Below are 16,742 nucleotides of genomic sequence, written 5' to 3'. Positions count from 1 at the left end.
CCGGCGCGGGCGCGAGACGCGCGAAGAGGTGCTGGCGCGGCTGGCGCGCGGTACCGACGGCGCCCTTCTGATCGACGACGCGATAACGATCGACAATTCCGGTCCCCTGGAGGTCGCCGGCGAACGTTTCCTGGGCGTGCTGCGCCGGGCGGCCGCCTGGAGCGACATCGGCGGCATGGATTGAACTGATTTTCCAATAATTAAACCGTTCGGTTGACTATCTTCGCGGATCGGTTATTCTCAACCACATGGTTGAGAAACGTCCCGCCACACTCGATGCCGTTTTTCATGCGCTGTCCGACTCCACGCGGCGCGCCATGCTGCGCGAGCTTTCGCAGGGAGAACGCACCGTCAGCGCGCTCGCCGCTCCCTTTTCCATGTCGCTCGCCGGCGCGTCGAAGCATGTGAAGGTGCTGGAGGGTGCGGGTCTGGTGCGCCGCCGCGTGGAGGGGCGCACCCACTACTGCCGGCTGGAGGCCGCGCGGCTTGCCGAGGCGGAAGCCTGGCTGCGCTACTACGAGCGTTTCTGGACGCGCCGGCTCGACACGCTGGAAGCATTGCTCATCGAGGACGAGCGGCAGCAGCGGAAGAACCACACAGACTGAGCCTGTTACGGGAGAGATCCAATGAACCTGCCTGATCCGGATGCCTATGGCGTCACAACGGCTACCGATACCGTCCGCTTCGAGCGGCTGCTTCCGGGGCCGATCGAACGCGTCTGGGCCTACCTCACAGAGCCCGAAAAGCGCAAACAGTGGCTTGCCGGCGGCGAGATGGAGCTGAAGGCCGGAGGTGAGGCGAATCTTCTCTTCAAGCATTCCGAATTCACGGACGAGCCGGCACCTGAACAATATGCCGAGATGAACACGAAGGGCTTTCCCTCGCAGCATCGCATTCTCGACATCGACCCACCGCGGATGCTCGCCATGACATGGCCGGGAGAGGACGCGCATGAAAGCGAGGTCGTCTTCGAGCTCTTTCCGGAAGGCGGGATGGTGCTTCTGGTGATTACCCACAAAAGGCTCGCCGACCGCGGCGAGATGGCCAACGTCGCCAGTGGCTGGCATGCGCATCTGGGCGTCCTCGCCACCGTACTCGAGGGTGGCGGGGTCAAGCGCTTCTGGTCGCGTATTCCGGAACTGGAAGCGGATTATCAGAAGCGTTTTGCCCAGGATTGAAGGTTTCCACCCACAGGCCGGCGGGAGAGAGCGTCCATGGATGAAAGGGGATACTGCCTCGATGAGCGGGCCGTGCGGTTCGAACGCATGCTGCCCGGCCCCGTGGAGCGCGTCTGGGCGCATCTCACCGAATCCGATCTGTTGCCGGTCTGGTTCGGCGGCGAGGGAATGGCCTATCGGATCGCGCCGCGCGAGGGCGGCGCGGTGCGGCTTGCCGACGGCCACATTCGCGGCGTCGTCACGCGGTGGAAGCCGCCATACCTGCTCGCCTACACGTGGAACGTCTTCGACGGCGACGAAACCGAATCCGCCTACCCCGAGTCCCATCTGACGTTTGCCTTGGAGGAGAAGGGCGACGAGGTCCTGCTCATCCTCACCCACCGCCCGATCCTGCCCGCCTTCGAAGGGCGGACACTGATGGGCTGGCACATGTTTCTCGACCTCCTGTCCCAAATGCTCGCCGGCAGGGCGGTGGAGAAACGCGAGACTGCGATGCGGCGGAACGCCGGCCTCTATGACGTGGAACTGCCCTCGGAATGAGAACGTAAGAACGCTTGCAAGGAGGAACTCATGAAGCCCACATTCAACGGCGGCCGCAACATCGCCATGAAAGTGCCGCCGCACCAGTATGAGGCAACCGTTGCCTTTTACCGCGACATTCTGGGCCTCGAACCGATCGAACACCACCAGCCGGCGATCGGCTTCAAGTTCGGTATGAACCAGCTCTGGATCGACCGCGCCCCTGGAATGAGCCAGGCGGAGCTTTGGCTCGAGGTCGTGACGGACGATATCGGTGCCGCCGAGGAGCATCTGCGTCAGGCGGGTATAGCGCGCTGTGACGAGATCGAAGACCTTGGCGAAGGCTTTGCCGGCTTCTGGATCTCCAGCCCGGCCTCGATCATCCACCTCATCGATCTGAAGTCCGGTGCCTGGTGAGTGGTGCGACAGCGGAACACGACAAGCGAAAGGAAGAGACGATGATCCGATGCAACCTCTCCTCCGTGGTGGTTCTCGACCAGCAGAAGGCCGAGGATTTCTATGTCGGCGTTCTCGGCTTCAAGAAGAAGCATGACTTCCCCGCCGGCGGCGCGCGCTGGCTGACCGTTGTTGCGGCTGACGGCTCAGGCGCCGAACTGGCGCTGGAGCCGGCCGGCTACGATTTCGCCAAGGCCTACCAGAAGGCGCTCTACGACCATGGAATCCCCTTCACCTCCCTCGGCTGCGACGACGTGGAGGCGGAATACGAGCGCCTGACGGCAAAGGGCGTCAAGTTCCGCGGTGGGCCGCAGAAACATGCCGATTTTCCGACAACGGCCATTTTCGAGGACACCTGCGGCAACCTCATCATGCTGCACGAGGCATAGGCTATCGCGCTTTCAGGGTGCAGTCGCCCCGAGCCGCTCCGCGACCAAAGTCGCCAGTCTTTCGGCGACTTTCTCCTTGCTCGTCTCCGGCCATTCCTCGACACCGGTTTTGGAGACGATTTTCACGTGGTTGCGCTCGCCGCCCATGACGCCGCGTGCGCCGATACCGCTGTCGTGCGAAACGTCGTTTGCGACGATGATGTCGGCACCCTTCTTCTCGAGCTTGACGCGGGCGTTCTGCTCGAGATCGTCCGTTTCGGCTGCAAAGCCGACGACCAGCGCCGGGCGCTGCTTGTGATGGCCGATGCCGGCCAGGATGTCCGGGTTTTCGACAAGCTCCAGCGCGGGTGCATTCTCCCCCTTGCGCTTCTTGATCTTGTCGCCCTTCTCATTGGCCGGCCGCCAGTCGGCGACAGCCGCCACGAAGATGCCCGCGTCCGCCGGCAGGAGCGCTTCGACGGCGGCGCGCATCTGCCGCGCGCTCTCGACATGGGTGGTCGTCACGCCCGCCGGGTCGGAGATCGACACCGGTCCCGACACGAGGTGCACATCGGCGCCGAGCCGCGCCAGGGCCGCGGCGATGGCATGCCCTTGCCTGCCCGACGAGCGATTGGCGATGTAGCGCACGGGATCGACCGCCTCGTGCGTCGGCCCGGAGGTGACGATGATCCGGCGGCCGGTGAGCGGCCCGGAGGGGCCGGCGAAATGATCCTCGATCGCCGCGACGATCTCCAGCGGCTCGGCCATGCGCCCCTCGCCCGCCTCGCCGCCCTCGGCCATTTCGCCACTGTTCGGTCCGATCAGGCGGACACCGTCGCGGGAAAGCGTGTCGCGGTTGCGCCGCGTGGCCGGGTGCACCCACATTCTCGGGTTCATGGCCGGCGCCATCAGAACCGGCTTGTCCGTCGCAAGCAGCACCGTGGAAGCAAGATCGTTGGCGAGACCCGTGGCGAGCTTCGCCATCAGATCCGCCGTCGCCGGCGCGACCACAACCAGATCCGCCTCGCGCGAAAGCCGGATATGGCCGACGTCGTGCTCATCCTGTCGGTCGAAGAGGTCCGTGAAGACGTGATCGGCCGAAAGCGCGCCGACCGAAAGCGGCGTGATGAAGGCCTGCGCAGCCCCGGTCATCACGCAGCGGACGGTGGCGCCACGCTCGCGCAGGCGGCGGATCAGGTCAAGGCACTTGTAGGCCGCGATGCCGCCGCCGATGATGAGAAGGATGCGTTTTCCCGAAAGGCTCACGGAGGCCTCCTCAGGCCGGTTTCACGACGAACTCCTCATCCGTATGGACGAAATCGTCGCCCTTGAAAAGCAATGGCGACCTACGCCCCGCTGCCACCGCACGATCAAAACAACTGCCACATGATAACGAAAACCGCGGCAGCGATGACCCACAGCGCGACGCGCCCGAAGCGCGTGTGCCGCGCTCCGGCGCGGCCGATGGCTTCCGCCGTTTCCGTATCAAGGCGCAGGCCGTGCGCCGCCATCGACTCGATTTCGCGTGACAGGCGCTCCGTGCGGGCGGCCAGTTCCGGCACCTGGCGCACGAGCGCCACCAGTGCATTGAGCCCGTCACGCGCGTCCGTCACCATGCCGCGCGGGCCGAGATTGGCCTTGATGTACTCGGAGACCACGGGCTCCGACGCCTTCCACATGTTGAAATGCGGATCGAGCGTGCGCGACACGCCCTCCACCACCACCATGGTCTTCTGCAAGAGCAGGAGCTCGGGCCGGGTCTGCATGTCGAAGAGCTCTGTCACCTCGAACAAAAGTGTCAGAAGCCGGGCCATGGAGATCGTCTCGGCGGGCTGGCCATGGATCGGCTCGCCGATCGCCCGCAGGGCCTGGGCAAAGGCGGCGACGTCGTGATGCGCCGGCACGTAACCGGCCTCGAAATGCACCTCGGCCACCCGGCGAAAGTCACGCGTGATGAAGCCGTAGAGGATCTCGGCGAGGAAGCGCCGCTCCTTCTTGCCGACGCGGCCCATGATGCCGAAATCGACGGCGACGATGGTGCCGTCGCGCTCGACGAAGAGATTGCCCGGGTGCATGTCGGCATGGAAGAAGCCGTCGCGCAGCGTGTGCCGCAGGAAGGTCTGGATCAGCGTGACCGCAAGCCCCTCCAGATCGTGGCCGGCAATCCGCAGCGCCTCGATGTTCGACATCTTGGTGCCGTCGATCCATTCGAGCGTCAGGACATCGCGGCCCGTCCGGCGCCAGTCGACCCACGGCACGCGAAAACCCGGGTCGTCCTTGGTATTTTCGTGGAGCTCGGAGATGGCGGCGGCCTCCAGCCGCAGGTCCATCTCGATCTTCGTCGTCTGGGCGAGCGTTTCCGTCACCTGCACCGGCCTCAGGCGCCGTGCGGCGGGGATGAAGCGCTCCTGCAGCCGGGCGGCCAGGAAATAGCTTTCCAGGTCGTTGTAGAAACGGCGGCGCACGCCGGGGCGGATGATCTTCACCGCCACGCGCTGCATCTCGCCCTCGCGCAGGATCTTGGCCTCGTGCACCTGGGCGATGGAGGCGGCGGCCACGGGCGCACCGAACCCGGTATAGAGCTTTTCCGCCGGCGCGCCGAGCGATGCTTCGACGGCCGCGCGCGCCTGCCATTCGGGGAAGGTCTCCATCCGGTCCTGCAGGCTCGCCAGATCGAGCGCCATCTCGTGGCCCACCACATCCGGGCGGGTGGCCAGGAACTGGCCGAGCTTCACATAGGAGGGGCCGAGCCGGTCGACGGCGATCGCCAGCCGCTCCGGGCGATCGCGCGCGCCCGCCCGCCTGCGAGAGATGAGCTTGGCAAGGCGCCAGCCGAACCGCGGCATGCCCTCGAGCTGGTCCACCGGCAGGGCGGCAATGACGCCTTCACGCAACAGGATCCAGCCCGCGCGGACGAGGCGGAGATATGCGCCGATCGTGCTCATCCGCGCGTCAGATCTTCCAGCCGGAATGGAGCGCGGCGATCCCGCCCGAATAATCGCGCCAGGTGACGCGCGAGAAGCCGGCCGTCCGCATCATCTCGGCGAAGTTTTCCTGATTGGGGAACTTGCGGATCGATTCGACGAGATAGCGGTAGGGCTCGTCGTCGCCGGCGACCATTCTGCCGATGCGCGGAATGGCGTTGAAGGACCACGCGTCATAGGCCTTGTCGAGGAAGGGCATGCGCACGTCGGAGAACTCCAGGCACAGAAAGCGCCCGCCGGGCCGCAGCACGCGGAAGGCCTCGGAAAGCGCCTTCGCGATCTGCGGCACGTTGCGGATGCCGAAGGCGATCGTATAGGCATCGAAGGTGGCGTCGGGAAAGGGCAGGTCTTCGGCATTCGCCTCGATGAAGGTCAGGTTTGCGCCGACGCCGCGCTTTTCGGCGCGGTCCCGGCCGACCGCCAGCATCGAGCCGTTGATGTCGAGCACCGTGGCGTCGGCCTGGTAATTTGACGCCTCGACGATGCGGAAGGCGATGTCGCCCGTGCCGCCGGCGACGTCCAGCACCTTGAAGCCCGGCCGCCGCGGCGGCGCGAGCCAGGTCACCATCGCGTCTTTCCAGACGCGGTGGAGCCCGCCCGACATGAGGTCGTTCATCAGGTCGTAGCGCTCGGCGACACGGTGGAACACGTCATTGACGAGTCCCTGTTTCTCGCCCTCGCCGACGCGGCGAAAACCGAAGGCCGTCTCCATTCCGCCCGAAACCGTGGTGCGCTCGTCCGACATTGCTCTCCCTCGAAAAACGGCGCGACCATAGCCGATCACTCGTATAGGCGCCATTGCCAATAGCAGCGATGTAGGGCTGCTTCCGAAAGCCGGATGCAAAAAAGGCATCGCCTGGGAAGTGGAGGAGTGCTTTCGGACGTTTCGCCGCAGTCAGCGATCCGGCATGAGGACCTGTAGGTCGGTCTCGGACAGGGTCTCCACCGTTTTGGTTGCCTTGTCGTAGACGCAGACGGCGAACTGGCGCCCGTCGGCGTATCGGGAGCGGCCGGTTACAACCGCAATGCCGTAACTCTCCGTTCCGAAAGGGTCGACCCAGGCGGTCTTGTCCTCAAGCGTGGTGGTTGCGGCAAGGCATTTGCCTTCGATATCGGCCCTGAACGCCTCCCACGCCTCGGGGGAGGCGGCAGATACGGCGGAAGCGGCGAGAAGAAACAAGGAAGTGGCAGAAATACGCAACGCCATGAAAAAGGCTCCATCCCGAAACGAACGGAGCCTTTTCCATCACGATGGCCGATCTGTGGCGCCGGCCCGGCCGCTCAGGCCGAAGGCTGCTTCGTCTTCCTGAGATAGGGTAGGATCGTCTCGAACGAGCCGAAACGCTGGGTCGCGTCCTCGTTGGAGACGGCCGGCGTGATGATCACGTCCTCGCCCAGCTTCCAGTTGGCCGGCGTGGCCACCTGGTGCTTTGCGGTGAGCTGGATCGAATCGATGGCGCGCAGGATTTCGTCGAAATTGCGCCCGGTCGTCATCGGGTAGGTCAGGACCAGCTTGATCTTCTTGTCCGGGCCGATCACGTAGACCGTGCGCACGGTCGCGTTGTCGGCCGGCGTGCGCCCCTCGGACGTCTCGCCGGCATCCGCCGGCAGCATGTCGTAGAGCTTGGCGATCTTCAGCTCCCTGTCGCCGATCAGAGGATACTCGACCGCGAATCCGGTCGCCTTCTGGATATCTTCCTTCCAGCGTTCGTGATCCTGGACCGGGTCGACCGAGATCCCGATGATCTTGGCGTTGCGTTTTTTGAACTCGTCTTCGAGACCCGCCATCGCACCCAGTTCGGTGGTGCAGACCGGGGTGAAGTTCTTCGGATGGCTGAAGAGCACGGCCCAGCCGTCGCCGATCCACTCATGGAAGTTGATCGTGCCGTGTGTGGTCTCGGCCGTGAAATCCGGTGCGGTATCGTTGATGCGAAGGCCCATGGCTTCTCTCCCTGCTTGAAGCGGCTTTCCACTAAGATAGGTGCGGTCCACTTTTTTATTGAGCACTGAAATGGGCGTGATGGGACCGGCAAGGGAAAACTATACCACAGCAAAGGGGGAGAATGAGACGGGTTTTTGCTATAGGCTCGGGCGGCAAAGTCGACAGCTTTGCTCTGTTATTGCCGGTGGACAGTGGCGTCACACGGACCAGGAAAGCCACATCTCCTGGACGCGTCTCATACCGACGTGACCGGTAATGATCGCCGGCACATCCAATCGTAATTGCGGAATCCTTTTGGTCAGCACGACCAGCGATTCTTCAAGCTCCGCTCGCGCAAGCGCTTCGCCAATGCAGCGATGAGCACCGCCGCCAAATATCGGATGCAGGCGTTGTTCCCGTGGTTGATAGATATCGAATACGTCAGGACGCACATAGGCGTGCTCATCGCGCATAGCCGACATGTGCACCAGCGAAATGAAGCTACCGGCAGGAATGATAACACCGTCCACGTCAATGTCCTCAGGTGCGAAGCGCCATGTGTTGGACACCGAGGGCTCGTATCGCAAAGCCTCAGCCACTGCGCTCGGGATCAACTCGGGATTGCGGCACACCGCGACCCATTGATCATGATGCTGGAGCAACAGTGTCACCTGCATGGCTGACGAGACGCGGCTGGTATCGACTCCGGCAAAGACCACCAGCAGGACACCATATACGGCTTCCTCCGGGGACAACTCTCCTGCCTCATCCACTACAACCAGGAATCTCGAAAGGAAATCGTCGCGTGGATTCTTCCGCCGGTCTTCTAGTACTCCCCCCAGATAGTCCGCCAACTCTTGAGCGCCCGCTTCGATCTCCGGAATCTCCTCTGGCCTGACGCTGAAAGTAAAGAACCGGGACACCTGATAGACGAGCTGAGCGAATCGAGCGCTATCAGCTCTGGGCAATCCGAGAAGATCGCTGACTACAATCGCAGAGAGCGGTGAGGAAAACTGTTCGATGAACTCGACCCGACCGTCCCCATACCAGCTATCGACCAGCTCTTCGGCCAGACGGCGAATCGCGGGTCGCGTTTCAATGATCAGACGGGCTGCAAGGACCCGGTTAAATGGTGAGCGCCGGCGACGATGGACATCTCCGTTAGATTGGAACATGCCATACTGAAAGAGGTTGAACAGTGCGCCCTCGGTCACACCGTGCATCTCGGGCCAAGCTGTTTCCGTGAAACGAAGGCGAGGATCCTTGTTCAGGCGCTCGACATCTGCGTAGCGCAAGACCAAATAGCCGCCGGTTTCATGGGCAATTACAGGAGAAAGGGCGCGATACCGGCGGAAAGCGCCGTGGGGATCTGCGTCCCCTTCCTGCACACTCAAAATTGGAAGTGAGGAACGAGTTTCCACAGGTCGAGGCATGACGAGGTAATCCGAACTCATGATCTATTGAGATGTTAAGCTACACAATGAAAAATACGGAACCTAGGTCGCTGTGCGGACCGGGCGACGGCGCCGACCCAAAAATCCGACCATGGGGCGCACGCGGCGATCTCGCCTCGTGGCGCGCGCAGCCACACCGCGCAATGCGCCCACATGGTCATGAAGCCTACGCCAAACACACGCGCTCTACGCAGGAACAAGCATTGTCAGGCTAGAGGCCAGGCTGGACATTTTCAATTGCAAAGGCGGATTTTCCACAACCTTTGATTGTTATCTAGGCCGCCTCGCGCACCTGGTAGTCCTTGACGGCGGTGAAACGGATGGCCGGCCAGCGCTCGGCTTCGTAATTGAGGCCGAACTGGTGCGGCGCGAGAAAGACCGGATCTTCGTCCAGGTCGCGGGCGATGTCGCCGCGATGGGCGGCGATGAAGCGTTCCAGCTCGCCGCGGTCGTCGGCCGCGATCCAGCGGCAGACGGAAAAGCGCGCCGCCTCGAAATCGACCGGCAGGGTGTATTCGTTCTTCAGCCGCTCCTTCAACACATCGATCTGCAGGGCGCCGACGACGCCGACGATGGCCGGCGAGCCGTCCTCCGGCGTGAAGAGCTGCACCACGCCTTCCTCCGCCATCTGCTGCAGGGCTTCCTTCAGCTTCTTCGCCTTCATCGCGTCGGAAAGCCGCACGCGACGCAGGATCTCCGGAGCGAAGTTCGGCACGCCCCGGAAGAGAAGCTCCTCGCCCTCGGTCAGCGTATCGCCGATCCTCAGCGTTCCGTGGTTGGGAATGCCCACCACGTCGCCGGCGAAGGCCTCGTCGGCGGTGATTCGGCTCTTGGCGAAGAAGAACTGCGGGGCGGAAAGGCTGATGGGCTTGCCGGTGCGCACCAGCTTCGCCTTCATGCCCCGCTCGAGCTTGCCCGAGCATACGCGCACGAAGGCGATGCGGTCGCGGTGATTGGGGTCCATGTTGGCCTGGATCTTGAAGACGAACGAGGTCATCTTCTCCTCCGTCGCCTCAACCTTGCGCGCATCAGCGTCCTGGGCGCGCGGCGCCGGCCCGATGGCCCCCAGCGCCTCGATCAGGTCGCGCACGCCGAAGTTCCTGAGTGCCGAGCCGAAATAGACCGGCGTGAGATGCCCCTCGCGGAAGGCGGCGAGGTCGAAAGGTCTGCAGGCTTCCCGCGCCAGGAGCATCTCCTCGACGAAGGCCTCGCGCTCGTGCTCCGGCAAGAGCCCGGAAACGGCATCGGCTTCCGGCCCGTTGACGGGCGTGGGCCGCACGTCCGCGTCGGAATGGCGAATGGTGTTGTCGGCCAGGTGGTAGGTTCCCGAAAAGCTCCTGCCGCGGCCGATCGGCCAGGTGACAGGCGCGGTGTCAAGCGCCAGCTTCTCCTCGATCTCGTCGAGGATTTCGAAGGGGTCGCGGCTTTCCCGGTCGAGCTTGTTGACGAAGGTGATGATAGGAATGTCGCGCAGGCGGCACACCTCGAAGAGCTTCAGCGTGCGCGGCTCGATGCCCTTGGCCGCATCGATCACCATGACGGCCGAATCCACCGCCGTCAGCGTGCGGTAGGTGTCGTCGGCGAAGTCCTCGTGGCCGGGTGTGTCGAGCAGGTTGAAGACATGGTCGCCATATTCGAAGGTCATCACCGAGGTGACGACCGAGATGCCGCGTTCGCGCTCGATCTTCATCCAGTCGGAGCGCGAATGCACGCGGTTCTTCTTCGCCTTGACCTCGCCGGCGAGCTGGATGGCGCCGCCGAACAGAAGCAGCTTTTCCGTCAGCGTCGTCTTGCCCGCGTCCGGGTGCGAAATGATCGCGAAGGTGCGGCGGCGCGCCACCGCGTCGGCGATTTTATCGGCCATGTCCTGAAGTCCTTTTGACGGCCGGGCTCTTAGCAGCCATGGCCGCCGCTGTCGAATGTAAATCGGCCTGTATGTAGGAAGCTTGAGGGCGCATTTCAGCCCGGCTTGACTGTTAGATTAGTTTGTACTAATGATTAGTTATGACTAATGATATTGCGCAGCTGGCCGCGCTGGCCGACCCCACCCGCCGGGCTGTCTTCGAATTGGTAGCAGAGCGGCCGCGCTCGGTGGCGGAGATCAAACGGGCCCTGCCGGTAACCCAGTCGGCGGTCTCGCAGCATCTCAGGGTGTTGAGGGAAGCGCAGCTCGTCCGCGCCGAGCCCAAGGGCGCCAGCAACATCTATCACATCGATCCCGATGGGCTGGCGCGCCTTCGCGCGGAGCTCGATCGGTTTTGGAGCAAGACGCTGGCGGCCTACAGGACGGCCGTCGAGGAACCCCCGGAGGAGGCACAATGAACACGCGTGCAGCAGAGACGTCCGTGAGACAGTCCATCGTGGTCGAGGCGCCGATCGAGCGCGCGTTCAAGGTATTCACCGAGGAATTCGGCCGTTTCAAACCCGCCGAGCACAATCTGCTCGCCGTTCCGATCGCCGAGACGGTGTTCGAGCCTCGGGTCGGTGGCTATCTCTATGATCGCGGCGTCGACGGCAGCGAATGCCGCTGGGCGCGCGTTCTGGCCTACGAACCGCCCAATCGGGTGCTGCTCAGCTGGGACATCAGTCCGCAATGGCAGTTCGAGACCGACCCGGACAGGACCAGTGAGTGGGAGGTGCGGTTTACCGCAGAGGCGGCACATCGCACCCGCGTCGAGATCGAGCATCGAAACCTGGAACGCCATGGCGAGGGCTGGGAAGGCGTGCGCGACGGTGTTGCCGACGATCAAGGATGGCCGCTGTACCTGCAGCGCTTCGCCGACCTTTTGGCCCGCCATGGCTGAAGGCCGGATGTTGGCGGCTGGGAATCAGGCGGGGTGGTGTGTGCCTCCACCCTCGTCCTTCGACAGGCTCAGGATGAGGGTGAAGGCGAGGCAACGCCGGTGCTGGCACGGGACGCCGGAGTGGAAGCGCAGCCGCCAAGCCCTCATGGTGAGCTTGTCGAACCACGAGGGCGGGTGCCGTCCGCCAATCTGACTTCAATTCATCAAGTTCTGATGAAAGGCGTTGAAAAGCGCCATGGCGGAAGGCGACGGAATTGACGCCTTTGTCCGCCGGCGCCAGATAGGAGGCATGGTGAACCCCTCCGCCTCCATGCCGGTCATCGGCCCCACGCTCGGCATCGTGCGCCTGCCGCATGCCGAGGGGCTGCCGCTGCCGGCCTATGAATCCGCCGCCGCGGCGGGCATGGATCTGCGCGCGGCCCTTCCCGAGGACCGGCAGGTGATCCTGCTTCCCGGCAGGCGCGCGCTTGTTCCCACCGGCTTCGTGATGGAGATCCCGGAAGGTTTTGAGGGGCAGGTGCGGCCGCGCTCGGGCCTGGCGCTGCGCCACGGGATCACCTGTCTCAACACCCCCGGCACCATCGATGCCGATTATCGCGGGGAGCTGCAGGTCCTGCTGATCAATCTGGGCGAGGAGGACTTCGCGGTGACACGCGGCATGCGAATAGCTCAGCTCATCATTGCGCCGGTCGTTCGCGCGGTACTGGAGGAGCGGCGGCATCCCGGCGAGACGGCGCGCGGCAACGGCGGCTTCGGATCGACCGGCAGCGTCTGAGGCGGCTTCGCGCGGGTGACAGCATGCGCGCGATGCGCCCTTGACATCGCCGCCGCCCGCGCGCCTCATCGGCTCGTCTGAAGATTTCGATGGAACGGAACCATGCGCGACATCGGCTCGATTTTCCGTGCACTTCATGAGGACGAAGGTGCCTTCGTCCTCCCCAATCCCTGGGACGTCGGCACGGCCAGACTGCTTGCAGCGGCCGGGTTCAAGGCCCTGGCGACCACCAGCGCGGGTTATGCGTTCTCGCGCGGCCTGCCCGACGGCGGCGTGCATTTCGAGGAACGCATGGACCATTGCCGGGAGATCGTCGCCGCGACGCCGCTTCCTGTCTCGGCCGATCTGGAGCACGGGAAAGGCGAGAGCCCGGACAGTGCTGCCGAGACGGTCTTCGCCGCGGAGGCGGCGGGGCTTGCCGGCTGTTCGATCGAGGACGCGACCGGCGATCCGGCCCGGCCCATCTATGATTTCTCGCTGGCGGTGGAGCGCGTCGCCGCGGCGGCAGAAGCGGCGCGCTCGCTGAAACGCGACTTCGTCTTCACCGCGCGGGCGGAAAACTTCCTGTGGGGCCGCGCGGATCTCGACGACACGATTGCCCGGCTGCAGGCCTTCGAGGAGGCGGGCGCCGACGTGCTTTATGCACCGGGGCTGAGCGAGCTCGACCAGGTGCGCGCCGTCTGTACCGCCGTCGGCAAGCCGGTGAACGTACTGGCGACGGCCGATTTCTCCGTCTCCGCACTGGCCGAAGCCGGTGCCAAGCGCATCTCGCTCGGCTCCAAGCTCACCAATCTTGCCTTCGGCGCGGTCGAGCGCGCCGCCCGGGAGATGCTGGAAGAGGGTACGTTCACCTTCGCCCAGGAAGTGATGCCGTTTGCGCGGCTGCAGGCGATGTTCTCCGAGAGGGGGTAGCGGCCGTCTCGAATCCTGTTTCGCCCGGCGACACTTGCAGCTATTGTGCCGGCTGAGCCGCGCGGCCGGGCCTTTGTTCCGCGTCGCGGGAGCCGATATCAGTCCTTTCCAGGGCGCTGAAAAAAGCAAGCGGAGGAGCAATGTTGCACATGAAACGGAACATCCTGGTCGCCGGCGCGGTGGCGTTCGGCCTCGGCCTCAACGCCGCCGCGGCGAACGCGCAGGAATTCATCAACGTGCTGACCGGCGGCACCTCGGGGGTCTACTATCCGCTCGGCGTGGCGCTGTCGAAGGTCTATGGCGACAACATCGAGGGCGTGCGCACGCAGGTGCAGTCCACCAAGGCGTCCGTGGAGAACCTGAACCTGCTCCAGCAGGGCCGGGGCGAGATTGCCTTCGCGCTGGGCGACTCCGTCAAGTCCGCCTGGGAGGCGGACGAGGAAGCCGGCTTCCCGCAGCAGCTCGACAAGCTGCGCGGCATCGCCGCCATCTATCCCAACTACATCCAGATCGTCGCTTCCGAGGAATCGGGCATCGAGACCTTCGAGGACCTGAAGGGCAAGCGCCTGTCCGTGGGCGCGCCAGCCTCCGGCACGGAGCTCAACGCACGGCGCATCTTCGATGCCATGGGCATGAGCTATGACGACCTCGCCCAGACCGAGTACCTGCCCTTCGGCGAATCGGTCGAACTGATCAAGAACCGGCAGCTCGACGCCACCTTGCAGTCGGCCGGGCTCGGCGTCGCCTCGATCAAGGATCTGGCGCTGTCTGTCCCGGTGACCATGGTCGCCGTGCCGGAGGAGGTGGCCGAGACCCTCGGCGCGCCCTTCATCTCGGCGACGATTCCCGCCGGCACCTATGAGGGCCAGGAACAAGATGTGCCGACATTGGCCATCACCAATATCCTCGTCACGCATTCCGACGTCTCCGAGGAAGTTGCTTACGAGATGACGAAGCAGCTCTTCGAGAATCTCGACGAGCTGACCGCCGCTCATTCCGCCGCCAGGGCGATCTCGCTGGAGAACGGACCGCAAGGGGTTCCCGTGCCGCTCCATCCGGGTGCGGAGCGCTACTACAAGGAGCAGGGCCTGCTCTAGACATTCCGCCCGAAACGGTGCCGCACCCCGCCGGACGGGGTGCGGTCCAAGGCCCGCGAAAGCGGCAACGGGATGCACGGAATCAAGGGCAGCGCGCGAACTGTCCACCGAATGAAAACCACAAATCCGGGGAACGCGTGAATGACGAGCCGCGCCGCCAGCGCAGAGCCCGCCGGAAAGACGGCGGCTGATCTCCAGGATCCCACGCACCGCGACTTCCAGCCCACGTTCGAGGGCCGGCTGCTCATGTGGATCGCGGTGGTGTTCTCGCTTTACCAGATCGTCACCGCCGCCCATCTGGTGACCTTGCCGAGCCAGGTGGTGCGCGCCTTCCACGTCGGCTTCCTCATGCTGCTCGTCTTCCCACTCGTCGCCTCCTCGCAAGGCGCCGGGCGCGCCGTGAAGGTGCTGGCCTGGGGGCTTGCGCTGGCGGGGTTGTCGGTCGCGGTCTATCAGTATGTCGAATACGAACCGCTCATCCTGCGCGCCGGCATGCCGCTGACGCGCGATCTGGTCTTCGGCGTCATTGCGCTCTTCACCGTCTTCGCGGCGGCCTACGTGCTGATGGGCCCCGCCCTGCCCATTATCTCCGGCATCTTTCTCGCCTACTGCTTCCTGGGCCAGTACCTGCCGGCGCCGCTCAACCATCGCGGCTACGACGTCTCGCAAGTCATCGACCACATGGCCTACGGAACGGAAGGCATCTACGGCATTCCGACCTATGTGTCGGCCACCTACATCTTCCTCTTCATCCTGTTCGGCTCGTTCCTCGAGCGGGCCGGCATGATCAAGCTCTTCACCGACGTCTCGCTGGGCATGGTCGGCCATGCGCGCGGCGGCGCGGCCAAGGTGTCGGTCATTTCCTCGGGCCTGATGGGGACGATATCCGGCTCCGGTGTCGCCAATGTCGTGACCACGGGTCAGTTCACGATCCCCCTGATGAAGCGCTTCGGCTACCGGGCCGCCTTCGCCGGCGGGGTGGAATCCACCTCCTCCATGGGAGGGCAGCTCATGCCGCCGGTCATGGGCGCGGTGGCCTTCATCATGGCCGAGACCCTGGGCATCGAATACTACGAGGTTGTCCAGGCGGCGATCATCCCGGCGCTGCTTTACTTCGGCTCCGCCTTCTGGATGGTGCATCTGGAGGCCGGCAAATACGGCCTGCACGGCCTCCCGAACGACGAGTTGCCGTCCCCCGTGCGGGCGCTGCGCGAGCGCTGGTATCTCCTGCTGCCGCTCGCCGTGCTGGTCTACCTCCTCTTTACCGGCTACACGCCGCTTTTCGCCGGGACGATCGGCCTGTCCCTCACGGTTCTGTTGATCCTCGGCGGCTCCGTGGCGCTCGGCCTGCCGAACCAGGTGCTGCGCATCATCTTCTGGGTGGGGCTCGGGCTGGTCGCCGCCAGTTTCTTCCGCTACGGTATCAATGCCATCGTCATCGCCGCTCTGGTGCTGATAATTGCCAATATCTTCGTCGACGGTGGGCGCAAGACGCTCGACGTCTGCCGCGCCTCGCTGGCCGAAGGCGCCAAGACCGCACTTCCCGTCGGCGTGGCCTGCGCGATCGTCGGGATCATCATCGGCACCATGACGCTGACGGGCGCGGCCAACACCTTCGGCCAGTTCATCGTCTCGGTGGGTGAGACGAGCCTGTTCCTGTCGCTGGTGCTCACCATGATCACCTGCATCATCTTGGGGATGGGCATTCCCACCATTCCCAACTACATCATCACCTCCTCGATCGCCGGGCCGGCGCTGCTCGCGCTCGGCGTGCCGCTCCTAATCAGCCACATGTTCGTCTTCTATTTCGGCATCCTCGCCGACCTGACACCGCCGGTGGCGCTCGCCTGTTTCGCGGCCGGGCCGATCGCGCGGGAAAGCGGGCTGAAGATCTCCATGGAGGCGATCAAGATCGCCGCCGCCGGCTTCATCATCCCGTTCATGGCCGTTTACACCCCCGCCCTCATGCTCCAGGACGGCGGACCGCTGGCGGAGACGATCGGCTATGTGCCGGCGGTCGCCTATATCGTCTTCAAGACGTCCCTGGCGATCGCGCTGTGGGGTGCGGCGGTCATCGGCTATCTGCGCCGGCCGCTCGCCGTGTGGGAGCGGTGCCTGGGTACGGCGGCCGCCTTCACGCTGATCGTCGCGCTGCCGATCACCGACGAGATCGGCTTCGGCCTCGCCGCGCTCTTCTTTGCGGCGAATTTCTTCTTCAAGCGCGCGGTCGCGGCAGGGCCGCCCGGGCGGAGCACGGGCGACGCGGCCGAATGA

At 64.4% G+C, this 16,742-nt stretch carries 18 protein-coding genes and 1 pseudogene; 12 read left to right on the top strand and 7 right to left on the bottom strand.

The genetic code is table 11. The features are described 5' to 3' along the window. From ACFP9U_RS16470 to ACFP9U_RS16445, 6 genes and pseudogenes are all read left to right on the top strand, one after another. Positions 1-184, top strand: a pseudogene (locus tag ACFP9U_RS16470) (phosphonate metabolism protein/1,5-bisphosphokinase (PRPP-forming) PhnN); the annotation flags it as partial. 64 nt (positions 185-248) lie between these two features. Then, a complete protein-coding gene (locus ACFP9U_RS16465; RefSeq protein WP_378623082.1) occupies positions 249-605 on the top strand; it encodes an ArsR/SmtB family transcription factor in 357 nt (118 codons plus the stop codon). 21 nt (positions 606-626) lie between these two features. Beyond that, complete coding sequence (locus tag ACFP9U_RS16460; RefSeq protein WP_378623080.1) at positions 627-1,178, top strand: SRPBCC family protein; 552 nt, start codon at positions 627-629, stop codon at positions 1,176-1,178. A gap of 36 nt (positions 1,179-1,214) precedes the next feature. Beyond that, positions 1,215-1,718 (top strand): SRPBCC domain-containing protein, encoded by a 504-nt coding sequence (locus ACFP9U_RS16455; RefSeq protein ID WP_378623077.1) that lies wholly within the window; start codon positions 1,215-1,217, stop codon positions 1,716-1,718. 30 nt (positions 1,719-1,748) lie between these two features. Next, the gene (locus tag ACFP9U_RS16450) at positions 1,749-2,114 is read left to right on the top strand and encodes a VOC family protein (protein WP_378623075.1); all 366 of its coding nucleotides are present in this window, start codon (positions 1,749-1,751) and stop codon (positions 2,112-2,114) included. A 41-nt stretch (positions 2,115-2,155) separates the two neighbouring features. Next, a complete protein-coding gene (locus ACFP9U_RS16445; RefSeq protein WP_378623073.1) occupies positions 2,156-2,542 on the top strand; it encodes a VOC family protein in 387 nt (128 codons plus the stop codon). A gap of 12 nt (positions 2,543-2,554) precedes the next feature. On the opposite strand, the gene coaBC is transcribed toward ACFP9U_RS16445, so the two are convergent. From coaBC to ACFP9U_RS16410, 7 genes are all read right to left on the bottom strand, one after another. After that, complete coding sequence (gene coaBC, locus ACFP9U_RS16440) at positions 2,555-3,787, bottom strand: bifunctional phosphopantothenoylcysteine decarboxylase/phosphopantothenate--cysteine ligase CoaBC (RefSeq protein WP_378623071.1); 1,233 nt, start codon at positions 3,785-3,787, stop codon at positions 2,555-2,557. Between the two features lie 104 nt (positions 3,788-3,891). After that, positions 3,892-5,466 (bottom strand): 2-polyprenylphenol 6-hydroxylase, encoded by a 1,575-nt coding sequence (gene ubiB / locus ACFP9U_RS16435; protein WP_378623069.1) that lies wholly within the window; start codon positions 5,464-5,466, stop codon positions 3,892-3,894. A gap of 7 nt (positions 5,467-5,473) precedes the next feature. Continuing rightward, positions 5,474-6,250, bottom strand: a complete 777-nt coding sequence (gene ubiE / locus ACFP9U_RS16430; protein WP_378623068.1) for a bifunctional demethylmenaquinone methyltransferase/2-methoxy-6-polyprenyl-1,4-benzoquinol methylase UbiE — start codon at positions 6,248-6,250, stop codon at positions 5,474-5,476. 150 nt (positions 6,251-6,400) lie between these two features. Continuing rightward, positions 6,401-6,712, bottom strand: coding sequence for a hypothetical protein (locus tag ACFP9U_RS16425; RefSeq protein WP_378623066.1), 312 nt, complete (start codon positions 6,710-6,712; stop codon positions 6,401-6,403). Positions 6,713-6,786: 74 nt separating this feature from the next. Continuing rightward, complete coding sequence (locus ACFP9U_RS16420) at positions 6,787-7,446, bottom strand: peroxiredoxin (RefSeq protein WP_378623064.1); 660 nt, start codon at positions 7,444-7,446, stop codon at positions 6,787-6,789. A gap of 198 nt (positions 7,447-7,644) precedes the next feature. Then, positions 7,645-8,880 (bottom strand): cytochrome P450, encoded by a 1,236-nt coding sequence (locus tag ACFP9U_RS16415; protein ID WP_378623061.1) that lies wholly within the window; start codon positions 8,878-8,880, stop codon positions 7,645-7,647. Between the two features lie 274 nt (positions 8,881-9,154). Continuing rightward, the gene (locus tag ACFP9U_RS16410; protein WP_378623059.1) at positions 9,155-10,744 is read right to left on the bottom strand and encodes a peptide chain release factor 3; all 1,590 of its coding nucleotides are present in this window, start codon (positions 10,742-10,744) and stop codon (positions 9,155-9,157) included. Positions 10,745-10,884: 140 nt separating this feature from the next. On the opposite strand from ACFP9U_RS16410, the gene ACFP9U_RS16405 reads away from it, so the two are divergent. From ACFP9U_RS16405 to ACFP9U_RS16380, 6 genes are all read left to right on the top strand, one after another. Beyond that, positions 10,885-11,202 (top strand): ArsR/SmtB family transcription factor, encoded by a 318-nt coding sequence (locus ACFP9U_RS16405; protein WP_378623057.1) that lies wholly within the window; start codon positions 10,885-10,887, stop codon positions 11,200-11,202. Then, the gene (locus ACFP9U_RS16400) at positions 11,199-11,684 is read left to right on the top strand and encodes an SRPBCC family protein (RefSeq protein WP_378623055.1); all 486 of its coding nucleotides are present in this window, start codon (positions 11,199-11,201) and stop codon (positions 11,682-11,684) included. Before ACFP9U_RS16405 ends, ACFP9U_RS16400 begins: the two co-directional genes overlap by 4 nt. A gap of 289 nt (positions 11,685-11,973) precedes the next feature. Further along, positions 11,974-12,459 carry a dUTP diphosphatase gene (gene dut, locus ACFP9U_RS16395; RefSeq protein WP_378623083.1) on the top strand — a complete coding sequence of 162 codons (486 nt, stop codon included), beginning with the start codon at positions 11,974-11,976 and terminating at the stop codon, positions 12,457-12,459. Between the two features lie 102 nt (positions 12,460-12,561). Continuing rightward, the gene (locus tag ACFP9U_RS16390; RefSeq protein ID WP_378623053.1) at positions 12,562-13,371 is read left to right on the top strand and encodes an isocitrate lyase/PEP mutase family protein; all 810 of its coding nucleotides are present in this window, start codon (positions 12,562-12,564) and stop codon (positions 13,369-13,371) included. Positions 13,372-13,511: 140 nt separating this feature from the next. Beyond that, complete coding sequence (locus ACFP9U_RS16385) at positions 13,512-14,468, top strand: TAXI family TRAP transporter solute-binding subunit (RefSeq protein WP_378623052.1); 957 nt, start codon at positions 13,512-13,514, stop codon at positions 14,466-14,468. A gap of 141 nt (positions 14,469-14,609) precedes the next feature. Beyond that, entirely contained in the window at positions 14,610-16,742 is a 2,133-nt protein-coding gene (locus tag ACFP9U_RS16380; protein ID WP_378623049.1) for a TRAP transporter permease, read from the top strand.

It is taken from the genome of Nitratireductor sp. GCM10026969 (genome assembly GCF_042660605.1).
Taxonomy (GTDB): domain Bacteria; phylum Pseudomonadota; class Alphaproteobacteria; order Rhizobiales; family Rhizobiaceae; genus Chelativorans.
Note: the sequence above shows the minus strand (reverse complement) of the source record. Positions and strands in the feature narration are given on the sequence as shown.

Coding starts and splice junctions, on each gene's coding strand:
- ACFP9U_RS16465 (WP_378623082.1), top strand. CDS start 249: ATGGTTGAGAAACGTCCCGCCACACTCGATGCCGTTTTTCATGCGCTG.
- ACFP9U_RS16460 (WP_378623080.1), top strand. CDS start 627: ATGAACCTGCCTGATCCGGATGCCTATGGCGTCACAACGGCTACCGAT.
- ACFP9U_RS16455 (WP_378623077.1), top strand. CDS start 1,215: ATGGATGAAAGGGGATACTGCCTCGATGAGCGGGCCGTGCGGTTCGAA.
- ACFP9U_RS16450 (WP_378623075.1), top strand. CDS start 1,749: ATGAAGCCCACATTCAACGGCGGCCGCAACATCGCCATGAAAGTGCCG.
- ACFP9U_RS16445 (WP_378623073.1), top strand. CDS start 2,156: ATGATCCGATGCAACCTCTCCTCCGTGGTGGTTCTCGACCAGCAGAAG.
- ubiB (WP_378623069.1), bottom strand. CDS start 5,466: ATGAGCACGATCGGCGCATATCTCCGCCTCGTCCGCGCGGGCTGGATC.
- ubiE (WP_378623068.1), bottom strand. CDS start 6,250: ATGTCGGACGAGCGCACCACGGTTTCGGGCGGAATGGAGACGGCCTTC.
- ACFP9U_RS16425 (WP_378623066.1), bottom strand. CDS start 6,712: ATGGCGTTGCGTATTTCTGCCACTTCCTTGTTTCTTCTCGCCGCTTCC.
- ACFP9U_RS16420 (WP_378623064.1), bottom strand. CDS start 7,446: ATGGGCCTTCGCATCAACGATACCGCACCGGATTTCACGGCCGAGACC.
- ACFP9U_RS16415 (WP_378623061.1), bottom strand. CDS start 8,880: ATGAGTTCGGATTACCTCGTCATGCCTCGACCTGTGGAAACTCGTTCC.
- ACFP9U_RS16410 (WP_378623059.1), bottom strand. CDS start 10,744: ATGGCCGATAAAATCGCCGACGCGGTGGCGCGCCGCCGCACCTTCGCG.
- ACFP9U_RS16405 (WP_378623057.1), top strand. CDS start 10,885: ATGACTAATGATATTGCGCAGCTGGCCGCGCTGGCCGACCCCACCCGC.
- ACFP9U_RS16400 (WP_378623055.1), top strand. CDS start 11,199: ATGAACACGCGTGCAGCAGAGACGTCCGTGAGACAGTCCATCGTGGTC.
- dut (WP_378623083.1), top strand. CDS start 11,974: ATGGTGAACCCCTCCGCCTCCATGCCGGTCATCGGCCCCACGCTCGGC.
- ACFP9U_RS16390 (WP_378623053.1), top strand. CDS start 12,562: ATGCGCGACATCGGCTCGATTTTCCGTGCACTTCATGAGGACGAAGGT.
- ACFP9U_RS16385 (WP_378623052.1), top strand. CDS start 13,512: ATGTTGCACATGAAACGGAACATCCTGGTCGCCGGCGCGGTGGCGTTC.
- ACFP9U_RS16380 (WP_378623049.1), top strand. CDS start 14,610: ATGACGAGCCGCGCCGCCAGCGCAGAGCCCGCCGGAAAGACGGCGGCT.